Source organism: Pseudomonas putida NBRC 14164, assembly GCF_000412675.1.
GTDB classification, from domain to species: domain Bacteria; phylum Pseudomonadota; class Gammaproteobacteria; order Pseudomonadales; family Pseudomonadaceae; genus Aquipseudomonas; species Aquipseudomonas putida.
The window spans coordinates 1606654-1627784 of sequence record NC_021505.1 but is presented as its reverse complement, the minus strand read 5'-3'; the positions used below and the strand labels follow the sequence as shown (position 1 = coordinate 1627784).

Here is a 21131-nt window from a genome sequence, read left to right as displayed (position 1 = left end):
GCATTACCGGGCTCCGGTTGCGAGGCTGAGGATTCTGCCGCGCCAGTGATGTTGCTGGGTCAGTGTGTCGCGGATTTGTGCAGCGTAAGTGGTACTGGCAATGAAGACCGTGGCCCCCTGGTGCTGCGCCAGCTCATCGGGGCCGGTAATGGTCACACCGAGCAGGGATTTGCCCTGCAGGTTCCTGTTCCGGTCGACGATGCCGCAGACATTGGCCTTGCCCAGTCGGGTATCGCAGAGCAACCGGCTGGTAAGCGCGCCAGCGCCCCAGATCAGCACCGGCTCAGCACTGGCCTCCAGTTGCTCGGCCAACGCTTCCACCGGGCGCAATACCTGCCGTGAAAGCTCGACATAACTGAGCAGGCTGGCAGCCGCCACAGCATCAACCGTGAAACGCTTCGCTGCCGGGCTGGTCTTGCGGTACATGGCCAGCAGGTAATGGTTGTCGTAGAAATCGTTGTGCTGGGAGATCACCGTCACTTTCTCGAAGCCGTTAGCCGCCAGCAGGTTGTCGAGGCTGGCAGCACTGAAGAAGTTGATGTGTTCCAGTGCAAACTCGAGGAAGGGCTCAGCCGGCGGCGTCTTGCCGAAGGCTTCGGCATCGGGAACAGCGATGAACAGATAGCCGTCATCCGCCAGCAGCGCCGCAATCTTCGCCAGGCTGTTGCGCAGGTCGGCAATATGCTCGAGCACGCCGCAAAGACTGATCAACTGGAAGCGCTCTTCAGTGACGAAAGCATCCACGGTCGCGCTTCTGATCTCTACTCCGTAGATTTCGTGCGCCAGCTTGGCTGCAGCTGGGCTGGGCTCCATGCCTAGTAAGCGCTGGAAGCCTGCCTGTTTGAAATGTGCAAGGAAATGACCCATGCCCGAACCGATATCGAGAATGCGAGCGTCGCTTGCCAAGTCTGCATGTTGCTGGACGAAGTGGAAGAAATCGCCATGAATACGTGCCAACCCGGGCGGCAGGTCGGCATGCAGGTGATGCTCGACGTTCTGATAGAACTGATCGAGCGCCGACTGATCCGGAATGTCGCTGGCGTAGGCAAAACCGCAGTTGCGACAGGCCACAACATCGTAATGGACTGCCTGGGGAAGCCCCGGGAACAGAAAATGCTGACGGTGCAGTTGCTCTAGATGGCTTGCGCCACAAATTTCACACGCTCTCATATCGCCTACCCTGAACTTTACGAACGGCCTTGCCAAAACAGAAGACGCAACAATAACTGGCCAAAAGAGCGGTCTTAGCCCGCCTGTGTATTGAGGCGAGAACGGTACCAACTTTGAGAAATATCACGGATCTGGGCAAGCCTCACAAAGGCCTCGTCCGGAATCCCGGCGCAAATGGCAAGTTGCTGTTCCAGGTTAAACATTTCTTCGGGTGAGTAACGGGGGACTCGCTCCTCGCCGGCCACCTGCACGTCAGGCGCGGGCTCCCAGCAGTCAATAATCGAACCCGCTGCATCGATATTGCCGTCCAGCCCAAGCGCGCGTAGCGTCTGAACGAATCGCGCATACGCGTCCTGATACTGCGAAAGCGTTGCGGTGTAGTCACAGCGTGACAAGAAGAAGTTGATATCCATTGACGCGGGCAGTGCATGTTCCGCCACAAACGGCAGTGAAAAGAACTCGCACATTTCCCGCACCCTTGAATCGTGCGCAATGAAAACGGCAGGTTTTCCGGCATGGATCGCCGGCGTCAAACCGTGCATTCTGGCCCCGAACACAAAATCCATCGACCCGAGGAATTCCTTCCACAGGCTGTAGTTTGTAAAGTAGCGAACGCGCTTTTGTTTCAACAAGGCAAGCACAGGCGCCAAGTCTTTATAGAACCGCCGCGCCGCATGGATATCGGCCCCGCTGACCTTCCCGGGGTAATAGAGTGCCTGCGTAAGCAGGCCAAAGACCTGCTCGACATAGTAATAATTCTGCTCACTCGCCAGGCGAAGAAAGTCGTCGATCCGGCTATGCCGATTGCCCTGATAATTCGAGTAGCACACCGCAACCTTTTCAGGGTTGCTCGGCACCTCCAGCAAGGACGTGCGCAGCGCAGGGCCATTCAAGTAGAGGGATGGGCAGCCTAAGGGAACGGCATTCTTGATCCCGAGGCTATTCAGCACATCCGCTGAATAATAACCGCGCGTCCCCACCACCGGCGACCTATCAGCGATCACATTCAGATAGCGGACCACCGCAGGCGAAAGCTGCTTGTGGAACCCAGGCTGATAATCGTACCCCCTGGCTTGAATGGATTCGCCAAGGCTGAAAAAAGGAATCTTCAGTTTTTCGATAAAGTCCGTAACGTAGGCGTAAGGATAACCATCCTGGTCATACGGAGGCGGCGCAATCCTGCAAGGGATGAAAAATATCACCTTGGAGAATCGTTCATTGACCTCTTCTGCGGTCATCCGAAAGTTCCAGGCCTCAAAATTGCGCCCCGAAGTCAACAGCGCGCCGGCATGGGCGTAAACAATATCCCCAATGTTGATAAATTGGGAATGATACTGGTAATTGGCCCCTGTCTTTTTAATCCCCTCAGGCGGGGGAAGGTAACCAATAAGAGTCGGACGCGAATCGGGAGCGTTCATGTGTTGGCCTGCAAGAGTCTGGATAAACCCACATCCAGAGATGTGAGTGGCGCCCACCCCAATGCGCGGATCTTGTCGATATTGAAATGCCCGGCGCTTCTCACGGCGGGCGCCGGACCACTGCGCGCCTTCGGCCTCACCATGAGCTGCCCTGCCTTACCGGCTGAAGCAATCATCTTCTCGGCCAATTCCAGGATGCTGGTTTCCTGCGTTTCACCAACGTTATAGGCATGGCCTGCTTCACCCCGAAACAGGATGTGGAACAGCCCAAGCACGGTGTCCGAGACATAGCAGAACGGACGCGAGGCGCTTCCATCGGAATCCAGCTGGATATCCCGATTGTGAAGTACATCGGCAAGCAGATCGGAAATCGCCCGGCCATCATCCAGACGCATACCCGGCCCATAGCAATGGGAAATTCGCGCAATCCTGGCATCCACGCCGTACTGGGTCTGGTAGGCCCGGCACAGGGTTTCGGCCAGGCGCTTGCTCTCGCCATAGCAGGCCCGTGGAGCCAACGGGTCTTCACGGCCAAAATCACCTTCCGCGATCGCATCGGTTTGCCAGGGATTGTCGCCGTACACCGCACCGCTGCTGAGGAACAGGAAACGTGCCTGCTTTTCCAGGGCCAGCTCAAGCAGTGCCCCGGTGCCATCGGTATTGGCGCGAATCGTATCGACCGGCCGCTGCAGATAGTCCTTGGGGCTGGCAGGGCTGGCGGCATGGATGATGAAGTCCAGCCGCGCAGCAAGGCCGCAGGGCTGGGTGACATCCTGGATCAGGGGCGTCACTTCACCAGGCATATCCAGCCAAGGCATGCGTTGACGCAGTTTTTCCAGGTCACGAGCCAGGGCATACACATGCAGGTTCGCCTGGGGCTGAAGGCGATTGAGCCAGGCCAGGGCCTCGACTACGTGCCCACCGATAAAACCCGAGGCCCCAGTGACCAGGATGTGGCGACCGTACAGGGCCTCCCAAGGCAACGAGGCGGCGAGAATACCGCTCAAATCCCCGGCGAGAATGGAATCAGGCGTCTTCATAGATGCTATCCAGACCGATGATACGCTGCGCTGCAATCCCGAGGTTGAGCAGGTGCTGACGGATTTCTGCGGCGAAGCGGATGGAGCAGATGACGATGGGTAATTCCGCATGCACTTGCGGGTCGTAGGCACACACCACGTGTTTACCCAGGCGTTGCCCCCATTTTGCTTCGGATGAGTCCAGCAAGGCGTGGATATCCAGCGACTCGGCTAACGGTGCCAGGTAATTGAGGTAGTCGCCGCCAATTCCGTACACCAGGAACGGGCCGCCGGTTCTTTCACGAAAACGCTGCAGCAGAAGCTGCTCGCGGCGCTCTGCCCCAAGTTGCAGGCGGGCGACGATGCGGATCGAGTCCGGGTAGACCGGTGATTCGTAATGCCCCACGGACACCCCATCACAACTAAAGCCGCAACGTGCAAGCAGCAGGGTCAGCGACGCCGGGGTGAACTGGTGCAGGTGCTCGAGATTGCGATCACTGGCCAGCAGCGGATGCCCCGCCTGGTTCGGCACCTCGATCAGCACACGCCCGTCTGCACCAAGAAGACTCGACCAGGCCGCAAGCTCCTGCTCGGGTCGGGCGATGTGCTCCAGCACATGAAAGGACACGATCAACTGGTACGGCGTTGCCTCGATCTGGCTGGTCGGCGTCTGGAATACGCGGTCAAGCTTCTGCTGGGCCAGCACTCCGTCTCGCGACAACTCCACACCCTCATAGGTGACGGCAAAGCGCGCCTTGATCTCACGCCCGAGTTCACCTTCCGCACAGCCGACTTCGAGCACACGCTCCCTGCCCGTCTGCAGCATGTCAGTAACCGCAGCGACGCGCTCACGCATCTTGCGCTTGAACCAAGGTGTGTTCAGATCGTTACGTGCAACCAGCGTCTCATAGTAGCCCGCCTGGTCCATCGGCAGCCGCCAACGATGCCCACACAGCTGGCAGGGTGTGTACTCCGGGCTGGGCAACAGCATCTCCATGGATCCGCAGCAGGGGCATGCACTGGCTGTCGTGGTTGTCATCATGCGCGCACCAGGCGTTCCAGCAATTGTTGCGGCGAAGGCAATGGCTGCTCATGACTGGCAAATTGACCATAACCCCAAGCGACGGGCCAGAACTCGACACCATTGGCAGCCGCTGCACGACCGTCTGCGACGGTATCGCCAATGTAGAGAGCCGATTGCGCTGCAATGCCGCCATCCTCCAGCAAGGCAGCGATCATGCCGGCCTTGTCCGAATAGCGATCAGGGTAGGAGTCACTGGCATACACTTCGCTGAACAGCCCTTGCCAACCTAATGCCGCAATGATGCGCTGGGTTGGCAGCAACCGCTTATTGGTCGCGATGGACAGATTGAAGCCCTGCTGGTGCAGCTGTTCCAAGGCCACCTGGCACCCGGCATAGGCGGCCGTTTCCAGGCAGGCTTCGGCGTCGTAGATGTCCTTGAACGAAGCGCTCAGGGCATCCAGCAATGCTGCGTCGCTACTACCGCTGAGTGTCGCCAGCGTCTGGCGCAAGGGTGGCCCGATCAGGCTGGCGTCTATGGGGCACATGGCCTGCAGGCCGTGTGCTTTCAGCACACGGGCAAAGCAGGCCAGAATGGCCGGCGCGGAGTCAACCAAGGTGCCGTCGAAGTCGAACAGGACGTGGCGCTTCATCACTTGACCTGCTGCCGAACCTGGCGCGATACCGGGGCGATGTTGCCAGCCATTTCTTCCTCCAGTACCGCCAGCGGCAGCAAGGGCGACATATCCTCCAGCGGCATGGAGGTCATCGAACCATCGGCCTGCGGAATCGCGGCGACTTTCGGGCTCAATGCCTCATCCTTCATCAACAGGACTTCCAGAATCATCGGCCGCGGCATTTGCATCGCCTCGGCCAGGCCCTGATCCAATTCGGCGGCATCGCTGATACGCTTGAACGGCAAATGGTAGGCACGCGCCAGTTCTTCAAGGTCCGGCATCCACAAGCCTGCTTCAGGGCCTGTGCCGACATAGCGGCTTTCGAAGTAGTTGCGCTGGGTGTTGCGGATCGAGGCATAACCGCCGTTGTTCATCACCACCAGGCAGATCGGCAGGTTGAAACCGCGTAGCGTGGCCAGCTCCTGAATATTAAGTTGCAGGCTGCCATCACTCTCCACCGCCACCATCGGCTTGCAGCCGTTGGCGAAGCAAGCGCCAATCGCAGCTGGCAGGCCGTAACCCATCGCACCCAGACCCGAGGTCAGGAATACACGCTGGCCTGGACGATTGCGGAATACGGTGTAGAACACTTCGACCGCCAGCCCGGAGCTGCCGGTGCTGACCAGGGTATTTTCCGGCACTGCATTGGAAAGCGAGTCAGCAAACTGGAAGTGGCTGATCGGCCCGCTGGCGGCGAAGGGCTTGCCGTCGTTGACGCCATAGCGTGACTTCCAGTCGCGGCAACGTTCCAACCATTGTGGCCGGCTGAACGAAACACCTTTCAGAGAAGCAGCCAGTGTGTCGACGAAGCTGGCGGCGTCGCAGGTAACGGCGACATCGATATCCATGTCGAGCTTGGCGATCTCGTTGGCATCCACATCAACGACGATCTTGCGTGCATTGCGCGCAAAGTCTCGTGGTGCATAGGCGGTGATGATGTTGTCCAGACGACAGCCGAGGGTGATCAGCAGGTCGGCATTCTGTACCGCGAAGTTCGGTGCACGCAGCGCTACCACACCTGGCCGCCCCACATACAATGGGTGCTCATGCGGCAGCAGGTCCATTGCATTCCAGGTCGTCACCAGCGGCACGCCCATGGACTCGATCAGATCACGAAAGGCTGCGGCCGCGCCGCTCAAGCGAACACCATGGCCGGCGAGGATCAGCGGTCTCTCGGCACCCTCAAGCAAGCTGCGGATCTGCGCCAGCGTTTGCGCCTCCAGCGCTGCAACGGGTGCAGCGGCCTCGTCCCACCCCACCAGGTTGTCGGGGTCGATCGGCGCGCCCTGCACGTCCAGCGGTACGTCGATCCACACCGGGCCGGCACGGCCATCTCGTGCCACAAAGACCGCGCGCTCCAGCTCCCGGCGAATGTCTTCTGGCTGCTGGATGGTTACCGCGTACTTGGTGATCGGCTCGACCACACTGACGATGTCCACTTCCTGCACGCCTTTCTGCCGCAGGGGCGCGCCACGCAGCAGGTCGGCACGCTTGACCTGGCCGGAGATGACCAGCAACGGCACCGACTCGATCCACGCGCCCGCAACGGCAGTCACGGCGTTGGTCGCACCCGGGCCGGTGGTGACCATGGCCACACCGATATTCTCATTGATACGGCAATAGGCTTCGGCAGCAATCGCGGCGGCCTGCTCATGGTGGCAGGCCACTACATCCAGGTTGGGGTGCTTGCCGACCGCGTCGTTGAGGTGCATGGCACCTCCGCCCGGCAACAGGAAGACGTGCTCCACCCCCAGATCGGCGATGAAGTCAGCAATGTAGTCAGCAACACGATAGGGGGTAGGCACGTCAGTCCATCCAATAGCTCAAGAGGGTTTTACGGTCGCGATTGGCATTGATCGCTTCGTCGGTATAGAACGAATCATTGCTGAAATGCGTGGAAGACAGCTCTTCGATGATTGCCCCTTCCTGACTGTGGAAGGCATGGCGAACACCTGGCTCGACAGTGACCACATCGCCCGGGCGGCAGGCACGACTTACACCGTCCAGCTGCAGCGTCAGCTCGCCATGCAGGACGTGGAAGGTCTCTTCCTTGCGCTGGTGATATTGCTCCGGGTGCTGCTGACCCGGCAGGAGCATCAGCAGCTTCTTGCAGTAACCCCTGTTGACCACTGTGAGCATGGTCAAACCGACCTCGTCGAAATGCTCCAGGCCATAGTGGTGGGATATTTCCAGGTCCACCCGGCCCGGTACCACCACGTGGCTGCTGCTCAGCTGCGCCCGAACGCGCTGGACAATCTCCCAGACCTTGTCACGCACATCGCGCCGCGTGCTGTTCTGCGTGCTCAGCGCTGCATGCTCGGGAATATCCGCCTGGGCTGTGAAGGTGGCGTATTTCGACCAGTCATTGGCAGTGATCTGCCCATCCTGCGGCGGGAAAGCAAAATACACATCGTCTGCCTGTACCACCTCGCCCGCGGCAATGGCCCTGCGCGCAAATACGCCACGACGCAGGGAGCGCAGGCTGGCGACTTCACTCTCGTTTACCGGCAAACGCTGCTCGCCTTCACCGCAGAGCAGCAAGGCATATTGCGCGGCTTCCAGCCAGCGTCGAACCTGCTCCGGGCTTGCCGAATAGGCGTTGAGCGGGAACTGCTCGGTGGGCAAGCCGACGTGCTTTTCGAAAATGCGCGCGCCCTTGGCGAGTGCAATCTTGACGATATCGGTATTGTCCGGATTTTCATGCGTTGAAAAGCCCACGCGCACACCCGGATAACGCCGGCGCAGAAAATCCACCTGCGACAGATGCATGTTGGCATCGGCGGTCGGGTACTCGCCTACACAATGCAGGATGGCGAAGTTCTTTTCCCGATGGGCAAGGAAACTGACCAGGCGATCGAGCTCTTCCAGGGTCGATCCGGCAGTGGAAACGATCAGCGGATGCTGAGTCTGTACCACGCGTTCCAGCAATGGCCAGTCGCTCATGGAGCAACTGGCGATCTTGATCGCATCCAGCTGCTGCTCTTCGATCACCTCCACCGATGCCTCATCGAACGGCGTGGACAGGCAGAGGAAACCGTTGGCACGGATTTCCGCCACCAGGCTATCGAACTGCTCACGGGACAGGCGCGTCTCGCTGAAGCGCTTGATGTACTTCACATCGTCACGGCCACGCATCGCCGGGTGAATGAAGGTGTCCAGATCACGGTATTGCAGCTTGAAAGCGAAGCGGAACGGAAATGCCTTGCACACCTCGGCAAAGGCGCGGATCAGCGCCACGCCATGCGCCACATCGCCCATGTGGTTGTTCGCCATTTCCAGGATGAACAGCGGTTTGTCGAACAAGGTACCCGCGCTGGCGGTAGGGGTGCTCATCATTGGGATCCTCGGTTGAGCCAGGCTTCGATGTGACTGGCCGCATGTTCCAGGTGGGCGTCGCTCAAGCCCGGCCACAGGCCGATCCAGAACGTGTCGTTCATGATCTTGTCGGTTACCGGCAACTCGCCGGAAACCCGGTAGTTCAGCCCCTGCATGTAGGGCTGGCGGGTCAGGTTGCCGGCAAACAGCAAGCGCGTGCCCACGCCCTGTTCATCCAGGTAGCGCACCAGCTCGACGCGATTGATGCCGCAGCCATCGCGCAGGGTGATCGGATACCCGAACCAGGACGGGTCGCTGTCGCGGGTGGCCTGCGGCAGGATCAGTTGGTCCGCACAACCGGCCAGCCGGTCGCTCAGCCAGGCGAAGTTGCGCTTACGGGCGGCAACGAAATCATCAACCCGGTCCATCTGCGCCAGGGCGCAGGCGGCCTGCATGTCGGTGATCTTCAGGTTGTAGCCCAGGTGCGAGTAGGTGTACTTGTGGTCGTAGCCTTGCGGCAGGTCACCCATTTGCCAGCAGAAGCGCTTGCTGCAGGTGTTGTCCTCGCCCGGCGCGCAGTAGCAATCGCGGCCCCAGTCGCGGTACGACTCGATGATGCGCTTGAGCAACGGCGAGTCGGTAAACACCGCACCGCCCTCGCCCATGGTGATGTGGTGCGCCGGGTAGAAGCTGAGGGTGCCGATATCGCCAAAGCCGCCAACCATACGGCCCTGGTAAGTGGAACCCAGGGCATCGCAGCAGTCTTCGATCAGCCACAGGCCGTACTTGTCGCACAGGGCGCGCACAACGCCCAGGTCGAAGGGGTTGCCCAGGGTGTGGGCCAACATGATGGCCTTGGTCTTCGGGCCGATGGCCGCTTCGATCAGCGCCGGGTCGATGTTGTAGGTGCCCATCTCGACATCGACGAACACCGGTACCGCGCCGAACTGCAGGATCGGGTTGACGGTGGTGGGGAAGCCGGCAGCAACGCCGATCACCTCGTCACCCGGCTTGATCGCCCGGTCGCCGAGGCGTGGCGAGGTCAGTGCGGAAAACGCCAGCAGGTTGGCCGACGAGCCGGAGTTGGTGGTGAGTACACAACGACGCCCCAGGTACTTGGCCAGGCGCTTCTCGAACGCCTCGTTGAAGCGGCCGGTGGTCAACCAGCCATCCAGCACGGCCTCGGTCATGGACTGCAACTCGCCGGCGCCGATCACCTTGCCGGAGGGCGGCACGCTGCTCTGCCCTGCGACAAAAGGTTTGGGTGCCATCTGCAGCTCGGCATAGCGCCCGACCAGTTCGGCAATCTGTTGGCGCAACTGCTGCGCCGTACTGTCACTCATGGGTTCCGCCTTGGTGAGCCGCGATCTGCTCGCGGGTAACGATGTTCATGTCACGCCCTGCGCGCCAGGCCAGGTGCCAGTCCAGGGTATGTTTCAGGGTTTCATCCAGCGACCAGCGCGGTGCCCAGCCAAGCACTTGCCGCGCCTTGCTGGAATCCAGTGCCAGCAAACCGGCTTCATGCGGCTGGGCATCGCCGGCGACCGACCAGCGCGCCTCGCCCGGCCAGCGCAGGGCAAGACGACGGACGATTTCGCCGACGGTAGCCAGGCCTGCGCTGTCCGGGCCGAAGTTCCAGGCAGTTGCGTATCGCTCGGCGTCTGTGAGCAAGCCCTGCGCCAGCTGCAGGTAGCCCATCAGCGGGTCGAGCACGTGCTGCCAGGGGCGGGTCGCATGGGGGTAGCGCAAGACCACTTCTTCACCGTCTTGCCAGGCGCGGAAGATATCCGGCAGCAAGCGCTCGGCAGACCAGTCCCCGCCCCCCAGAACATTGCCAGCACGTGCCGTGGCCAGGGCCACGCCGGCGGAACGCAGGAAAGAGTCGCGGTAGCTTGCGCACAGCAGTTCGACGCAGGCCTTGCTGCTGCTATAGGGGTCGAAGCCGCCCAGGGCATCCTGCTCACGGTAGGGCCAGGGCCACTCGCGGTTGTCGTAGCACTTGTCAGTGGTCACCACCAGCACCGCACGTACCGAGGGCGTGCCACGCACGGCCTCCAGCAGGTTCAGCGTACCCATGACGTTGGTAGCGTAGGTGTCAGCCGGCGCCCGGTAAGACTCGCGCACCAGCGGCTGAGCCGCCAAGTGCAGCACCAGTTCGGGTTGGAAATCCTGCAGGCCACGGGCCAGGGCCGAGGCATCACGGATATCGGCGAAATCACCTGGAATCTGCTGTTGCAGTTGCGCGACCTGCCACAGCGATGGTGTGGTGGCGGCAGGCAAGGCGAAACCGCGCAGCTCGGCGCCAAGCTGGCGCAGCCACACTGCCAGCCAGCCGCCCTTGAAACCGGTATGCCCGGTCAGCAGGACGCGGCGCCCTGCCCAGAATGCCGGGCTCAACGCCATAGCTGCCATGCTGCGTCGCCGTTCTTCCAGTGTGTTTCAAGCAGCGTGCGATCACGCAGGGTATCCATCGGCTGCCAGAAGCCACGGTGCAGGTGGCTCATCAACTGGCCGTCTTCGGCCAGGCGGCGCATGGGCTCGTCTTCCCAGGTAGTGGCATCACCCTGGATGTATTCGAGCGCGGCAGGTTCGAGCACGAAGAAGCCACCATTGATCCAGCCACCGTCGCCTGCCGGCTTTTCCTGAAAGCCGCGCACCTGCTCGCCGTGCACATCCAGGGCGCCGTAACGGCCCGGCGGTTGTACGGCGGTAACCGTGGCCATCTTGCCGTGCTGACGGTGGAATTCGATCAGGCGCGGAATATCGACGTCGGACACACCGTCGCCGTAAGTGAGGCAGAAGGTTTCATCGCCCACGTAATCGCGAACACGCTTCAGGCGGCCACCGGTGGCGGTGTTTTCACCGGTATCCACCAGCGTCACCCGCCATGGCTCGGCGTGGCGGTTATGGATATCCATGCGGTTTTCTGCCATGTCGAAGGTCACGTCCGACATGTGCAAGAAGTAGTTGGCGAAGTACTCCTTGATCACATAGCCCTTGTAGCCCAGGCAAATGACGAAGTCGTTGATACCGTAGTGCGAGTAGATCTTCATGATGTGCCAGATGATCGGCTTGCCGCCTATCTCGATCATCGGCTTGGGGCGCAGGTGAGATTCTTCGCTGATGCGTGTGCCCAGCCCACCGGCCAGAATGACTGCTTTCATTGTACTGTTGGTCCGCATTGGTCGGAGGGGCGGCGACAAAAAACTGGCCCTTGGCCCTTTATGCTAGGCAAAGCAAAACGCATGCCTGCTTTAGGATCGCACTGGCTGCGAAATCGGTTTTGTTTACTGGGGGGGGGCTCGAGAAGGCTCAACCCATGCCGGGGCCGGCCCTGGCCGACTGGCGAGCGGGGAAGAATAAATAATGGAGGGAATTTTGCTTGCCTCGTCGCGGGTAACCCGCCCCCACAGGTGTCGCGCAATACTTAAAACTTGCGCCATTGCTGCGGGAGCGGGTTTACCCGCGAAGCGGTCATTTCAGGGGCGCCACCAGGCGTCAATCCTCCGCCTGGTCCTCGCCACCTTGGCGGCTCATGCCGTACTTGCGCATCTTCTCGACCAGGGTGGTACGGCGAATACGCAAACGTTCAGCCGCGCGGGCAACGATACCGTTGGCATCGTCCAGCGCCTGCTGGATCAGGCCCTGCTCCAGGCTACCGAGGTAGTCCTTCAGGTCCAGGCCTTCAGGTGGCAGCATCGCAGGGTTGCTGAAGTTTGGCGTGTGGCCGTTGATGGCCACGCGTTCTTCCAGATCGCTGCGCAGACTGTCGACCATCTGCTCGTCTTCGTCATCGACGTAGCGGAATTTCTTCGGCAGCTCGGACACGCCAATCACCCCGTACGGGTGCATGATCGCCATGCGCTCGACAAGGTTGGCCAGCTCGCGCACGTTGCCCGGCCAGCCGTGGCGGCACAACGACATTATCGACGCCGAGTTGAAGCGAATGGAGCCGCGCTTCTCGTGCTCCATGCGCGAGATAAGCTCGTTCATCAGCAACGGAATATCTTCCACCCGCTCACGCAGCGGCGCCATCTCGATGGGGAATACGTTCAGGCGGTAGTACAGGTCTTCGCGGAAGGTGCCGTCCTCGATCATGGTTTCGAGGTTCTTGTGCGTTGCGGCGATGATGCGCACGTCGATGCTCTGGGTCTTGTTGCTACCCACACGCTCGAAGGTACGCTCCTGCAGCACACGCAGCAGCTTGACCTGCATCGGCAACGGCATGTCGCCAATTTCGTCGAGGAACAGCGTACCGCCATTGGCCAGCTCGAAACGCCCGGCGCGGCTGGTGATCGCCCCGGTAAAGGCACCTTTCTCGTGGCCGAACAGTTCGCTTTCCAGCAGCTCGGCCGGGATCGCGCCACAGTTGACGGGTACAAACGGCGCTTCGCGGCGCTTGGAATGGTAGTGCAGGTTGCGCGCCACCACCTCCTTGCCGGTGCCCGACTCACCCAGGATCAGCACGCTGGCGTCGGTATCGGCCACCTGCTGCATCATCTGCCGCACGTGCTGGATGGCACGGCTGGTGCCGACCAGGCTGCGGAACAGGTTAGGCTCGCGCTGACGGCCGCGCTCGCGCGCCTGGTCGTACATCTCGCGATAGACCTGGGCACGGTGCAGTGAATCCAGCAACTGGCTGTAGCTTGGTGGCATTTCCAGGTTGGAAAGCACCCGGCGGCGAAGGTCTTCCGGGAACTCCGCAGAAGAAATTTCACCTAATAGCAGCACCGGAAGGAACTCATCCCACCCGGCCACTGTCTTAACGAGCCCAAGGAGATTGCCCGGAGCGTCTACGCTGCCGATGAGCACGCACAATATTTCACGGCTCGAAGACAACGACTCGACCGCTTGCTGCCAGTCATGGCTCGAGCAAGCGAGGTTTTCTTCACCGAGGAAATTCAGCACCACCGCCAGATCGCGGCGGCGCGCGCTGTCGTCATCGATCAGCAGAATCTTGGTTTCACGCCACATGCAATAGCAACTTCCCTAGTCATATCGCCGCCCTGCAGGGGCATGCTCGACATCATTCCGACTGAATGGTCAGTGTTCGGACGTCTGGAATTCGAGAACAGACACTAGTAAAGTCAAAAAGGCCCACACAGTCAAATTTATGGCGCCTTTTGTCAAGTTGTGCGCATCTTAACTGAACAGATGGTAAACCTTCGAAGCATTTTTCGCTTGGTTGATCTGCATCATCTCTTCGGCAATTGCCTGGCGTTCACCGGTTGTCACGTCGATCAGGTTGCGGTAGACCAGCAGCACATCTTCCAGCTTCTCGCGCAGCAACGCCTGGTCCACCGCGTGGGTTTCCAGCACCTCGTCGATGCAGGCGCGGCACGCCACATCCAGCTTGGCAATGGCTTCCCAGTCACGCTCGCTCAGGGCGCCGACCAAGGCATCACAGGTGTCATCGAGGCGTTGCAGTGCGGTCACGGTAATCTCCTTGCCGTCAGCTGGCAGGCTGGGCGTCGGCAATGCCGTCCCAACCGCTTTTCACGGTAATCAGCAGCTGGGCAACTTCGTCGATAATGCCGGCATCGTTGTCGACATTGGCCTGCATAAGCCGGTTAGTCATGTAGACATATAGCGCGTCGAGCTTCTCGACAGTCTCCGGGTTTTCACTTTTTTCGGGCTGCAGGCCGTCGCGAAGGCCGATGATGATGTCGATCGCCTTGCCGAGCATCAGGCCCTTTTCCGCGATGTCGCCCCGCGCCATGGCACCCTTGGCCTGGGCCATGCGATCGAGGCCACCTTCCATCAGCATCTGCACCAGGCGGTGCGGCGTGGCTTCGGAAATCTGGGCATGGGAATTGACCTTCTGGTACTGACGAAGGGCTCTCATGGGATTCATCTTGCGACCTCGTGACGGGCAGGCTTAAGGGAGAGATATTCCTTGTATCGGGCAGACGCTGAAAAACTTTACCGGCCGATGACATGAAGCCGGGCATCATGCCCGTACTTCATGCAATGTTCACGGTTTAATCGTCACTGCTCGACTTGTTCAGCGCGTTTAGCGTACTCAGCACGGAACTCTGCTGTTGGCGCAGCTGGGTGACCAAGGTATCCATGTTGTTGTACTTGTCCTGCAGGCTCTTCTGCAGGGCTTCCATCCGGGTGTCCAGGGTATCCTGCTCGCTCTTGAGCTTGGTCAGGCTTTCACTCAGGACCTTGGAGCGCTCGGCCAGGGTACCGGTACTGGCTTTGGCAAACGGCTCGGTCACCTTTTGCAGGCGCGCCAGCAGGCCATCCTTGCCATTGAAGATGCTGGTCAGGTCCGCCGCATTGGTGGAGGCAACCTTGTCCCATTTCTTGTCATCCAGGCTCAGCGCACCGCCATCCTGGGCAGAAGTGACACCAAACGCAGCGAGCGATTTCAAGGTGCCGTTGCCCGACACCGCATTGAGCTCCTCACGAATGGAGGACATCAACGTACGCATCGTGGCATCACCGGTCAGCGCCGCAGACGTCATGGTGCCATCAGCGTTTTTGGTGACCTTGGTTTCAGCATTCATGACTTTGAGCAGGGCGTTGTAGGTATCAATGAAACCCTTGAGGCCCGACTTCAACGTAGTAGAGCTGGTAGTCAGCGAAAGTACCGTCGCTGTTACCTCGCCACTTGTCGCGTTTTTAGGCGACGTACCCACCAGCTTGATGTTGAGACCACTGACGGCATCGGTGATGTCGTTGGTCTTGGACTTCATGGCAATGCCGTCCAGCGTGTACTCAGCGTCCGCCGGCGGATCGACAACGGTATAGCCAGTATCAATGCCCGAATTGCCCGAAAGGGTGATGTCGGAGCCGTCACCCATCTTGGTCGAGGTGATGATCAGACGCGAACCCGTGGCGTCGGTCAGTACGTTGGCACTCAGGCCTGCTGTACTGAACTGGCTGTTGATGCTATCGCGCACCTGCTGCAGCGTTGCGCCGGCAGGAACGCTCAAATCGTAGGCCTTGCCATTCTGGGTCATGGTCAACGTGGTCGGACTGCCAGTGGCGTTGACTACAGAGCCGGCGCCATTTGCGTAGACCTTCGTTGACACCTTCGACGCAGTCGCCAGCTTGTCGACAATCAACTTGAACGAACCGTTGGCAGCCCCGGTACCCATGGTGACGGTGGCCACCTTCTCATCCGAAGACTTCAGGCTAAGGCCACCGAAACTGTTGGTGTCGGTCATGTTGGTCAAGGCGCCGCGGAAGGCATCCAGCGCCGACTGAATCTTGCCGATAGAGGACAACGTGGTGGTTGCCTTCAGCGTTTGGGTATTGATCTGCGCCTGCTTCGGCGCCTTCTGCGCGGCCACCAGGGAATCGACGATCGCCTGGGTATCAATGCCCGAGCCAATACCGCTGACTGTTGTACCTGCCATCATTGCTCTCCTTGTTCAGTAGCTGCCGGATCCTTGGCGGATAAATCCATCAATCGGCCGACAGCAACAAAAATCATGCCAGCCTATGCCTGATCATCGAACAGCAGGCTGCTGGCTTCACTGAGGCTCTGCGCCAATTTCAGCGCAGTTTCCGACGGAAGCTGCCGGATCACCTCACCGGACTGGGTGGCAATTACCTTGACCACGACCCGACCAGTGGAATCATCAATGGAAAAATCCAGCTGACGCTGGCTTGACTGGACGAAATCACGGATCTCGCCAACCGCTTTTTCCAGGTCTTCGCGCGAGTGCGGCTGGTTATCGGGGGCCGCAGCGTCCTGCACCTTGGCAGGCACTGCCGGGTCCCGATCCCGATCAGCGACTGGCGCCTGGGGTAACACCGACGGATACACCTGGCTCAGCTTGACACTCATGTCCATGTTTCGAACTCCTCATGTCAAAAAGGGTGAAAGGGCACGTAAACGCGCCCTTTCACCCTTTACTCAGGCGCCTGAATTACTGGAGCAGTTTCAGGACCGAAGATGGCAGCTGGTTAGCCTGCGACAGGATCGCAGTCGAAGCCTGCTGCAGAGTCTGCTGCTTGGTCAGCTCGGCAGTTTCCGAAGCGAAGTCCACGTCCTGCACGGTGGAGCGGGCAGCGGTGGAGTTCTTCTGGATGTTCTGCAGGTTGTCGACGGTGGTTTGCAGACGGTTCTGGGTAGCACCCAGGCCCGAACGGACGCTGTCGATCGAACCGATGGCCTTGTCGATAACGGCCAGGGCGTTCTGGGCGTTGACGGCCTCGGTAACATCGGTATCGGCGATGGTGGTCTTGGCCGAGGACTTGGAAGCTGCACCGAACAGGTCGGTAGCGCCAGTACCGGTGGCGCCGTTAGCTACCGAGTAACCTTTGGCAGAGTCCAGAGAAATCTGGCCAGTAACGGTCGATTTGTCGTTAACGGTAGCGGAAAGCGTGGTCAGAGTACCTGGGAAATCACCGTTGCCGTCGCGTGCACCCACCGAGATGGCGTCTGCGCCGGCCTTGGAGGTGAAGGCCAGGTTCTCGCCAGTGTCCGACTTCACCGACAGGCTCTTGGTCGATTCGTCGTAGTTAACGCTGATACCCAGCTTGGCGGCGTTGGACTTCAGCTGATCAGCCAGGCTTGCGGTGTCAGTAACACCGATGAAGCTGACGGTGCTACCGCCTACAGTCAGGTCAAAGTTGGCTGGAGTAGCTGCAGCGCCACTGGCAACAGCCAGTTTGACTTCGGTGCTGGCAGAAGCAGTCAGGCCACCGATGGAGCCATTGAGTTTGGCAGCGATGTCTTTGGCCGAGGAGCCCGCATCATAGCTGACGGTTTTGCTCTGACCGTTGCCAGTGACAACCAGATCAGCTGCGGCCACACCGCTGGCGCTAGGCGCGATAGTGCCCGACTTGATCTGCTGCGAGCCGATGCTCTTGGCCGAAACGTTGTCCAGCGCCAGGTTGATGGTTTCGTTGGCGTTGGCGCCGACCTGGATGGCCTTGGTGCCGTACGAACCGTCCAGCAGCTTCTGGCCACCGAAGGTGGTGGTTTCCGAGATACGGTTCAGCTCAGCGGTCAGAGCCTGGTATTCGTCGTTGTTCGACTTACGGTCGTCGTTGCTCAGCGAGCCAGTAGCCGAGGACAGGGCCAGGGTACGCATTTTTTGCAGGATGTCGGTCGAAGCCTGCATTGCACCTTCAGCGGTCTGAGCGATCGAGATACCGTCGTTGGCGTTCTTGACAGCCTGGCCCAGGCCATTGATCTGGCTGGTCAGACGGTTGGCGATCTGCAGGCCGGCAGCGTCGTCTTTAGCGCTGTTGATACGCAGACCCGAGGACAGACGCTGCATCGAAGTGGTCTGAGCGTTGCTAGCCTTGGTCAGGTTGCCCTGAGTAGTGATCGACGCAATGTTGGTGTTTACAGTTAAAGCCATGACGAAATCCTCGTTGGATGGGTACTGCGGCTTCCGGCCTTGGCAACCGCCGGACTGGCCTAGAGAACCTTCGTAATAGTTATCGTCGGGTGCGCGGGATGCTTGAGGGGTTTTTCGAAAAAAAAATGCTGGCATGGGGCCAGCCCCGATAAATCAAGGGGTTAAGGCGGTTTATTGGCGTCAAAAACCACTCCAAATCCAGCTTGAGTTCACCAGCCAGCCACTCCATCTGTGGGAGCGGGCGCGCCCGCGAACACCGGCAAAGCCGGTGCCATCCACCGAGTCGCCTTCTTCGCGGGCATGCTCGCCCCCACAGAAAGCGGCGCCACGCCACAGAATCTTGCAGGCAAAAAAAAAGCGCCGGGCGGTGGCCGCCGGGCGCTTTTGGGACTGCTGGGGGATCAGTCGCGGTACAGGATGGCCGAGCCCCACGACAGGCCTACGCCAAAGCCGCTGATCGCCACGCGCTTCCAGCTGCCGTCGAGCATGTGCTTCTGCAGCAGCAGCGGCACACTGGAGGACACGGTATTGCCGGTTTCCAGCATGTCCTTGACGAACTTCTCCGGGTGCTGCTCTTCGAAGCGCCGCGCCACGGCGTCGACAATCGCCGCACTGCCCTGGTGGATGCAGAACGCGTCGATATCCGAAGACTTCAGGCCACTGGCATCCAGCAGCTCGTGCAGGTGCGCCGGCACCTTGACCAGGGCGAAGTTGAACACTTGGCGGCCGTTCATGAAGAACTTGCCGTCAGTTACTTTCAGGTGCTCGGCACCGGAGCCGTCAGTGCCAAAACGCGCCTGGCCCAGGTTCCAGACCGCGTCTTCACCCATCCAGGTGGCTGTGGCGGCATCGCCGAACAGCATGGTGGTGTTGCGGTCTTCCGGGTCGACGATCTTCGAATACGGGTCGGCCGTGATCAGCAGGCCGTTTTTCAGCCCTGCCGCTTCCATGAAGCCTTTGATCGCGTACAGGCCATACACATAACCGGAGCAACCCAGCGACACATCGAACGCCGCCACGCGGGTAGACAGGCCGAGCTTGCTCTGGACGATGGCTGCGGTGTGCGGCAAGCCTTCTTCGTCACCGTTCTGGGTGACCACGATCAGCGCATCGATCGACTGCGGATCAAGGTCAGGGTTGCTGGCAAACAGGGCCCGGGCGGCTTCTACGCACAGGTCGGAAGTTTCCTGCTCTTCGGCCTTGCGCGGCAGGAACGACGCGCCGATCTTGCCGAACATGAACTCTTCGTCCTTGCCGAACTTCGCACCCTGGACGTAGTTGTCCAGGCCAGCGGTAGGCACGTAACTCGCAATGCTTTTGATGCCAATCATTCTGGCTTCCCAATGAAAACAGCCAAAGACCACCACTCGATGAATTGAGGGCGCCAAATACCGGGGCGCGTCACCGCCAGAGGTTGAAGGCAGGGCTCACCTGCGCACCGGTAACAAAATGCTGCAACAGCTGCTGCATAGAATACAGGGAAGATGATCGTTTTGACTCATTGGTCACATTGAAATGCTACGAAAGCCGTGCCGAGGGCGTGAGAAACAAGAATTTTCGCGGGCATGAAAAAGCCGGGGCCGCTTTGCGCCCCGGCTTCAGCAAGACAGATCAGAGCTTGTTGAACAGGCTCAGCTGCGAAATGCGCGAAAAGGCCAGCTGTGAGGCCTCCAGCATGGCCTGCTGCAAGGTCAAAGTGATGGCCGCCTGCGACATGTCGGTGTTGCCGATGGCGTTCTGGGTGGTCTTGTTGGCCAGGCCCAGGCTGGTGTTCTCCTGGCGCTGGATCTCCAGCGAATTGCCCCGGGCGCCGATCGAACCACGGGTGATATCGACCTGCTCACGGGCACTGGCCAGGTTGGCGATTGCCGAGGCCGCCGCATCCTTCAGCGCATTGGCCTGGCCTACACCCGTTACCGGCGTATCCAGCGCAGCACGCAACTGGCTGAGGGTTTCCAGGACATTCTGGTTCTGGTGCGTATTGGCGGTAACCGCGAACTGGTCACCCGCCTCCGGCGAACCACTCACCTGATACGTGACACCCGCCACCGTCAAGGCTGGTGCGGTGTAAGTACCCGTGGCCACTGCCTTGCTGTCAGCCGTCAGCGGCTGGGCGTAGAGCTCGTAGGCGCCAGGCCCGGTGAACTTGATCACAGCCCCGTTGCTGGGGAAAGTGCTGCGATAAGCCGCTTCGTCGGTCACGCTGCCGCTGGTGACCTGGGCGCTGGAGGTGTTGCCGGCGTTGCGGGTGGTGTTGAACGAGTCGGGGCGGGCCGCCAGCGAAAACTCGCGCCCTGCCACCGCGGCGTCGGCATCGGCGCCCTCCTCCACGGTAACGGTGATTTCAAACTCGACGCCACGCAGGGCAATGCTGTTGGCGCCTTCGGTCTTGCTGTCGAAGGTACCGTTGGTGGCGGTTTCAGAGGTGATGTCCCTGCCACTTGCATCGGTGATGGTGTACTGAGTCGCGCTGGTGAAGGTCAGCTTATACGGCTGGCCGGCAGTAAAGCTGTTGTTGTAGCTGGTACTCGAGGTCATCAGGCCAGACGATACCCCGACCACGCCATCGTCAGTGGCGGGCACCACCAGGGTCGACTGCGTGCGGCTCTTGTTGCTGGCGGAATCGAAGATGGTGAAGCCGGTGTCGTTGGTGGCCAGATTCAGGGTGTCGGACACCTGCAGACTCAGCTGGGTCTGGTCACCGTTGTAGCTGTAGGTGCCGTCGGAGTTGCGCACATAGGGTGGCGTGGTGCTCTTGGAGCCGCCGAACATGTAGTCGCCGTTGGCATCGCGCGAGTTGAGCAGGCCGAAGATGTTCGCCTCGATCTCTTTCAGCTCGGTACTGATGGCCACACGGTCAGAGTCGGTAACCCCAGGGCCGCCAGCACGGATCGCCAGCTCACTGGCGCGCTGCATGGCGTCGTTGATGGTGGAGAGTACGCTCTCCTCCTGCAGCAGGGCGTTGCTCACCGTGTTGATGTTGCCGCTGTACTGGTCCAGCAGCGACTGCTGCTGTTGCAGCAGCAGCAGACGCGCCGCGCCGACCGGGTCATCAGCCGCGGTCTGGATGCGAATACCCGACGTGACCTGATCGTTGGTCTTGTTCATGGTGGAGAAGTTCTTGGAGTAGCTACTGGCGCTGGCCTCATAGAACTGAGCAGTGGAAATACGCACGAGAGTCT

General features: G+C 60.2%; 18 protein-coding genes. All 18 read right to left on the bottom strand.

The window, feature by feature from the left end; all coding sequences use genetic code 11:
- Positions 1 to 3: 3 nt before the first annotated feature.
- The 18 genes from PP4_RS07155 to PP4_RS07070 all read right to left on the bottom strand — a co-directional run bounded on the left by PP4_RS07155 (position 4) and on the right by PP4_RS07070 (position 21123).
- Positions 4 to 1170 carry a class I SAM-dependent methyltransferase gene (locus tag PP4_RS07155; protein WP_080642767.1) on the bottom strand — a complete coding sequence of 389 codons (1167 nt, stop codon included), beginning with the start codon at positions 1168 to 1170 and terminating at the stop codon, positions 4 to 6.
- 74 nt (positions 1171 to 1244) lie between these two features.
- Positions 1245 to 2588, bottom strand: a complete 1344-nt coding sequence (locus PP4_RS07150) for a polysaccharide pyruvyl transferase family protein (protein WP_016498542.1) — start codon at positions 2586 to 2588, stop codon at positions 1245 to 1247.
- Positions 2585 to 3664 (bottom strand): NAD-dependent epimerase/dehydratase family protein, encoded by a 1080-nt coding sequence (locus tag PP4_RS07145; protein WP_231859011.1) that lies wholly within the window; start codon positions 3662 to 3664, stop codon positions 2585 to 2587. Before PP4_RS07145 ends, PP4_RS07150 begins: the two co-directional genes overlap by 4 nt.
- On the bottom strand, positions 3615 to 4598 hold the full coding sequence (locus PP4_RS07140; protein WP_229610047.1) for a class I SAM-dependent methyltransferase: 984 nt from the start codon (positions 4596 to 4598) through the stop codon (positions 3615 to 3617). Before PP4_RS07140 ends, PP4_RS07145 begins: the two co-directional genes overlap by 50 nt.
- A 47-nt stretch (positions 4599 to 4645) precedes the next feature.
- Positions 4646 to 5281 (bottom strand): HAD family hydrolase, encoded by a 636-nt coding sequence (locus PP4_RS07135; protein WP_016498539.1) that lies wholly within the window; start codon positions 5279 to 5281, stop codon positions 4646 to 4648.
- Complete coding sequence (locus PP4_RS07130; protein ID WP_016498538.1) at positions 5281 to 7110, bottom strand: thiamine pyrophosphate-binding protein; 1830 nt, start codon at positions 7108 to 7110, stop codon at positions 5281 to 5283. Before PP4_RS07130 ends, PP4_RS07135 begins: the two co-directional genes overlap by 1 nt.
- A gap of 1 nt (position 7111) precedes the next feature.
- On the bottom strand, positions 7112 to 8638 hold the full coding sequence (locus PP4_RS07125) for an N-acetylneuraminate synthase family protein (protein ID WP_016498537.1): 1527 nt from the start codon (positions 8636 to 8638) through the stop codon (positions 7112 to 7114).
- Complete coding sequence (gene rfbH / locus PP4_RS07120) at positions 8638 to 9963, bottom strand: lipopolysaccharide biosynthesis protein RfbH (RefSeq protein WP_016498536.1); 1326 nt, start codon at positions 9961 to 9963, stop codon at positions 8638 to 8640. The genes PP4_RS07125 and rfbH overlap by 1 nt, the downstream gene beginning before the upstream one ends.
- The gene (rfbG, locus tag PP4_RS07115; protein ID WP_016498535.1) at positions 9956 to 11023 is read right to left on the bottom strand and encodes a CDP-glucose 4,6-dehydratase; all 1068 of its coding nucleotides are present in this window, start codon (positions 11021 to 11023) and stop codon (positions 9956 to 9958) included. The genes rfbH and rfbG overlap by 8 nt, the downstream gene beginning before the upstream one ends.
- The gene (gene rfbF / locus PP4_RS07110; RefSeq protein WP_016498534.1) at positions 11014 to 11784 is read right to left on the bottom strand and encodes a glucose-1-phosphate cytidylyltransferase; all 771 of its coding nucleotides are present in this window, start codon (positions 11782 to 11784) and stop codon (positions 11014 to 11016) included. Before rfbF ends, rfbG begins: the two co-directional genes overlap by 10 nt.
- A gap of 334 nt (positions 11785 to 12118) precedes the next feature.
- Entirely contained in the window at positions 12119 to 13594 is a 1476-nt protein-coding gene (fleQ, locus tag PP4_RS07105) for a transcriptional regulator FleQ (protein ID WP_016498533.1), read from the bottom strand.
- Positions 13595 to 13762: 168 nt separating this feature from the next.
- Positions 13763 to 14056, bottom strand: a complete 294-nt coding sequence (locus PP4_RS07100) for a hypothetical protein (RefSeq protein ID WP_016498532.1) — start codon at positions 14054 to 14056, stop codon at positions 13763 to 13765.
- A 16-nt stretch (positions 14057 to 14072) separates the two neighbouring features.
- Positions 14073 to 14474, bottom strand: a complete 402-nt coding sequence (fliS, locus tag PP4_RS07095) for a flagellar export chaperone FliS (protein WP_016498531.1) — start codon at positions 14472 to 14474, stop codon at positions 14073 to 14075.
- A 127-nt stretch (positions 14475 to 14601) separates the two neighbouring features.
- A complete protein-coding gene (gene fliD, locus PP4_RS07090) occupies positions 14602 to 15990 on the bottom strand; it encodes a flagellar filament capping protein FliD (protein ID WP_016498530.1) in 1389 nt (462 codons plus the stop codon).
- A gap of 83 nt (positions 15991 to 16073) precedes the next feature.
- Positions 16074 to 16430, bottom strand: a complete 357-nt coding sequence (locus tag PP4_RS07085; RefSeq protein WP_016498529.1) for a flagellar protein FlaG — start codon at positions 16428 to 16430, stop codon at positions 16074 to 16076.
- A gap of 76 nt (positions 16431 to 16506) precedes the next feature.
- Complete coding sequence (locus PP4_RS07080; protein WP_016498528.1) at positions 16507 to 17949, bottom strand: flagellin N-terminal helical domain-containing protein; 1443 nt, start codon at positions 17947 to 17949, stop codon at positions 16507 to 16509.
- A gap of 401 nt (positions 17950 to 18350) precedes the next feature.
- Positions 18351 to 19280, bottom strand: coding sequence for a ketoacyl-ACP synthase III (locus PP4_RS07075; protein WP_012273519.1), 930 nt, complete (start codon positions 19278 to 19280; stop codon positions 18351 to 18353).
- Positions 19281 to 19560: 280 nt separating this feature from the next.
- Positions 19561 to 21123: a flagellar hook-associated protein 3 gene (locus PP4_RS07070; RefSeq protein ID WP_016498527.1), complete on the bottom strand. Its 1563-nt coding sequence runs from the start codon at positions 21121 to 21123 to the stop codon at positions 19561 to 19563.
- Positions 21124 to 21131 lie beyond the last annotated feature (8 nt).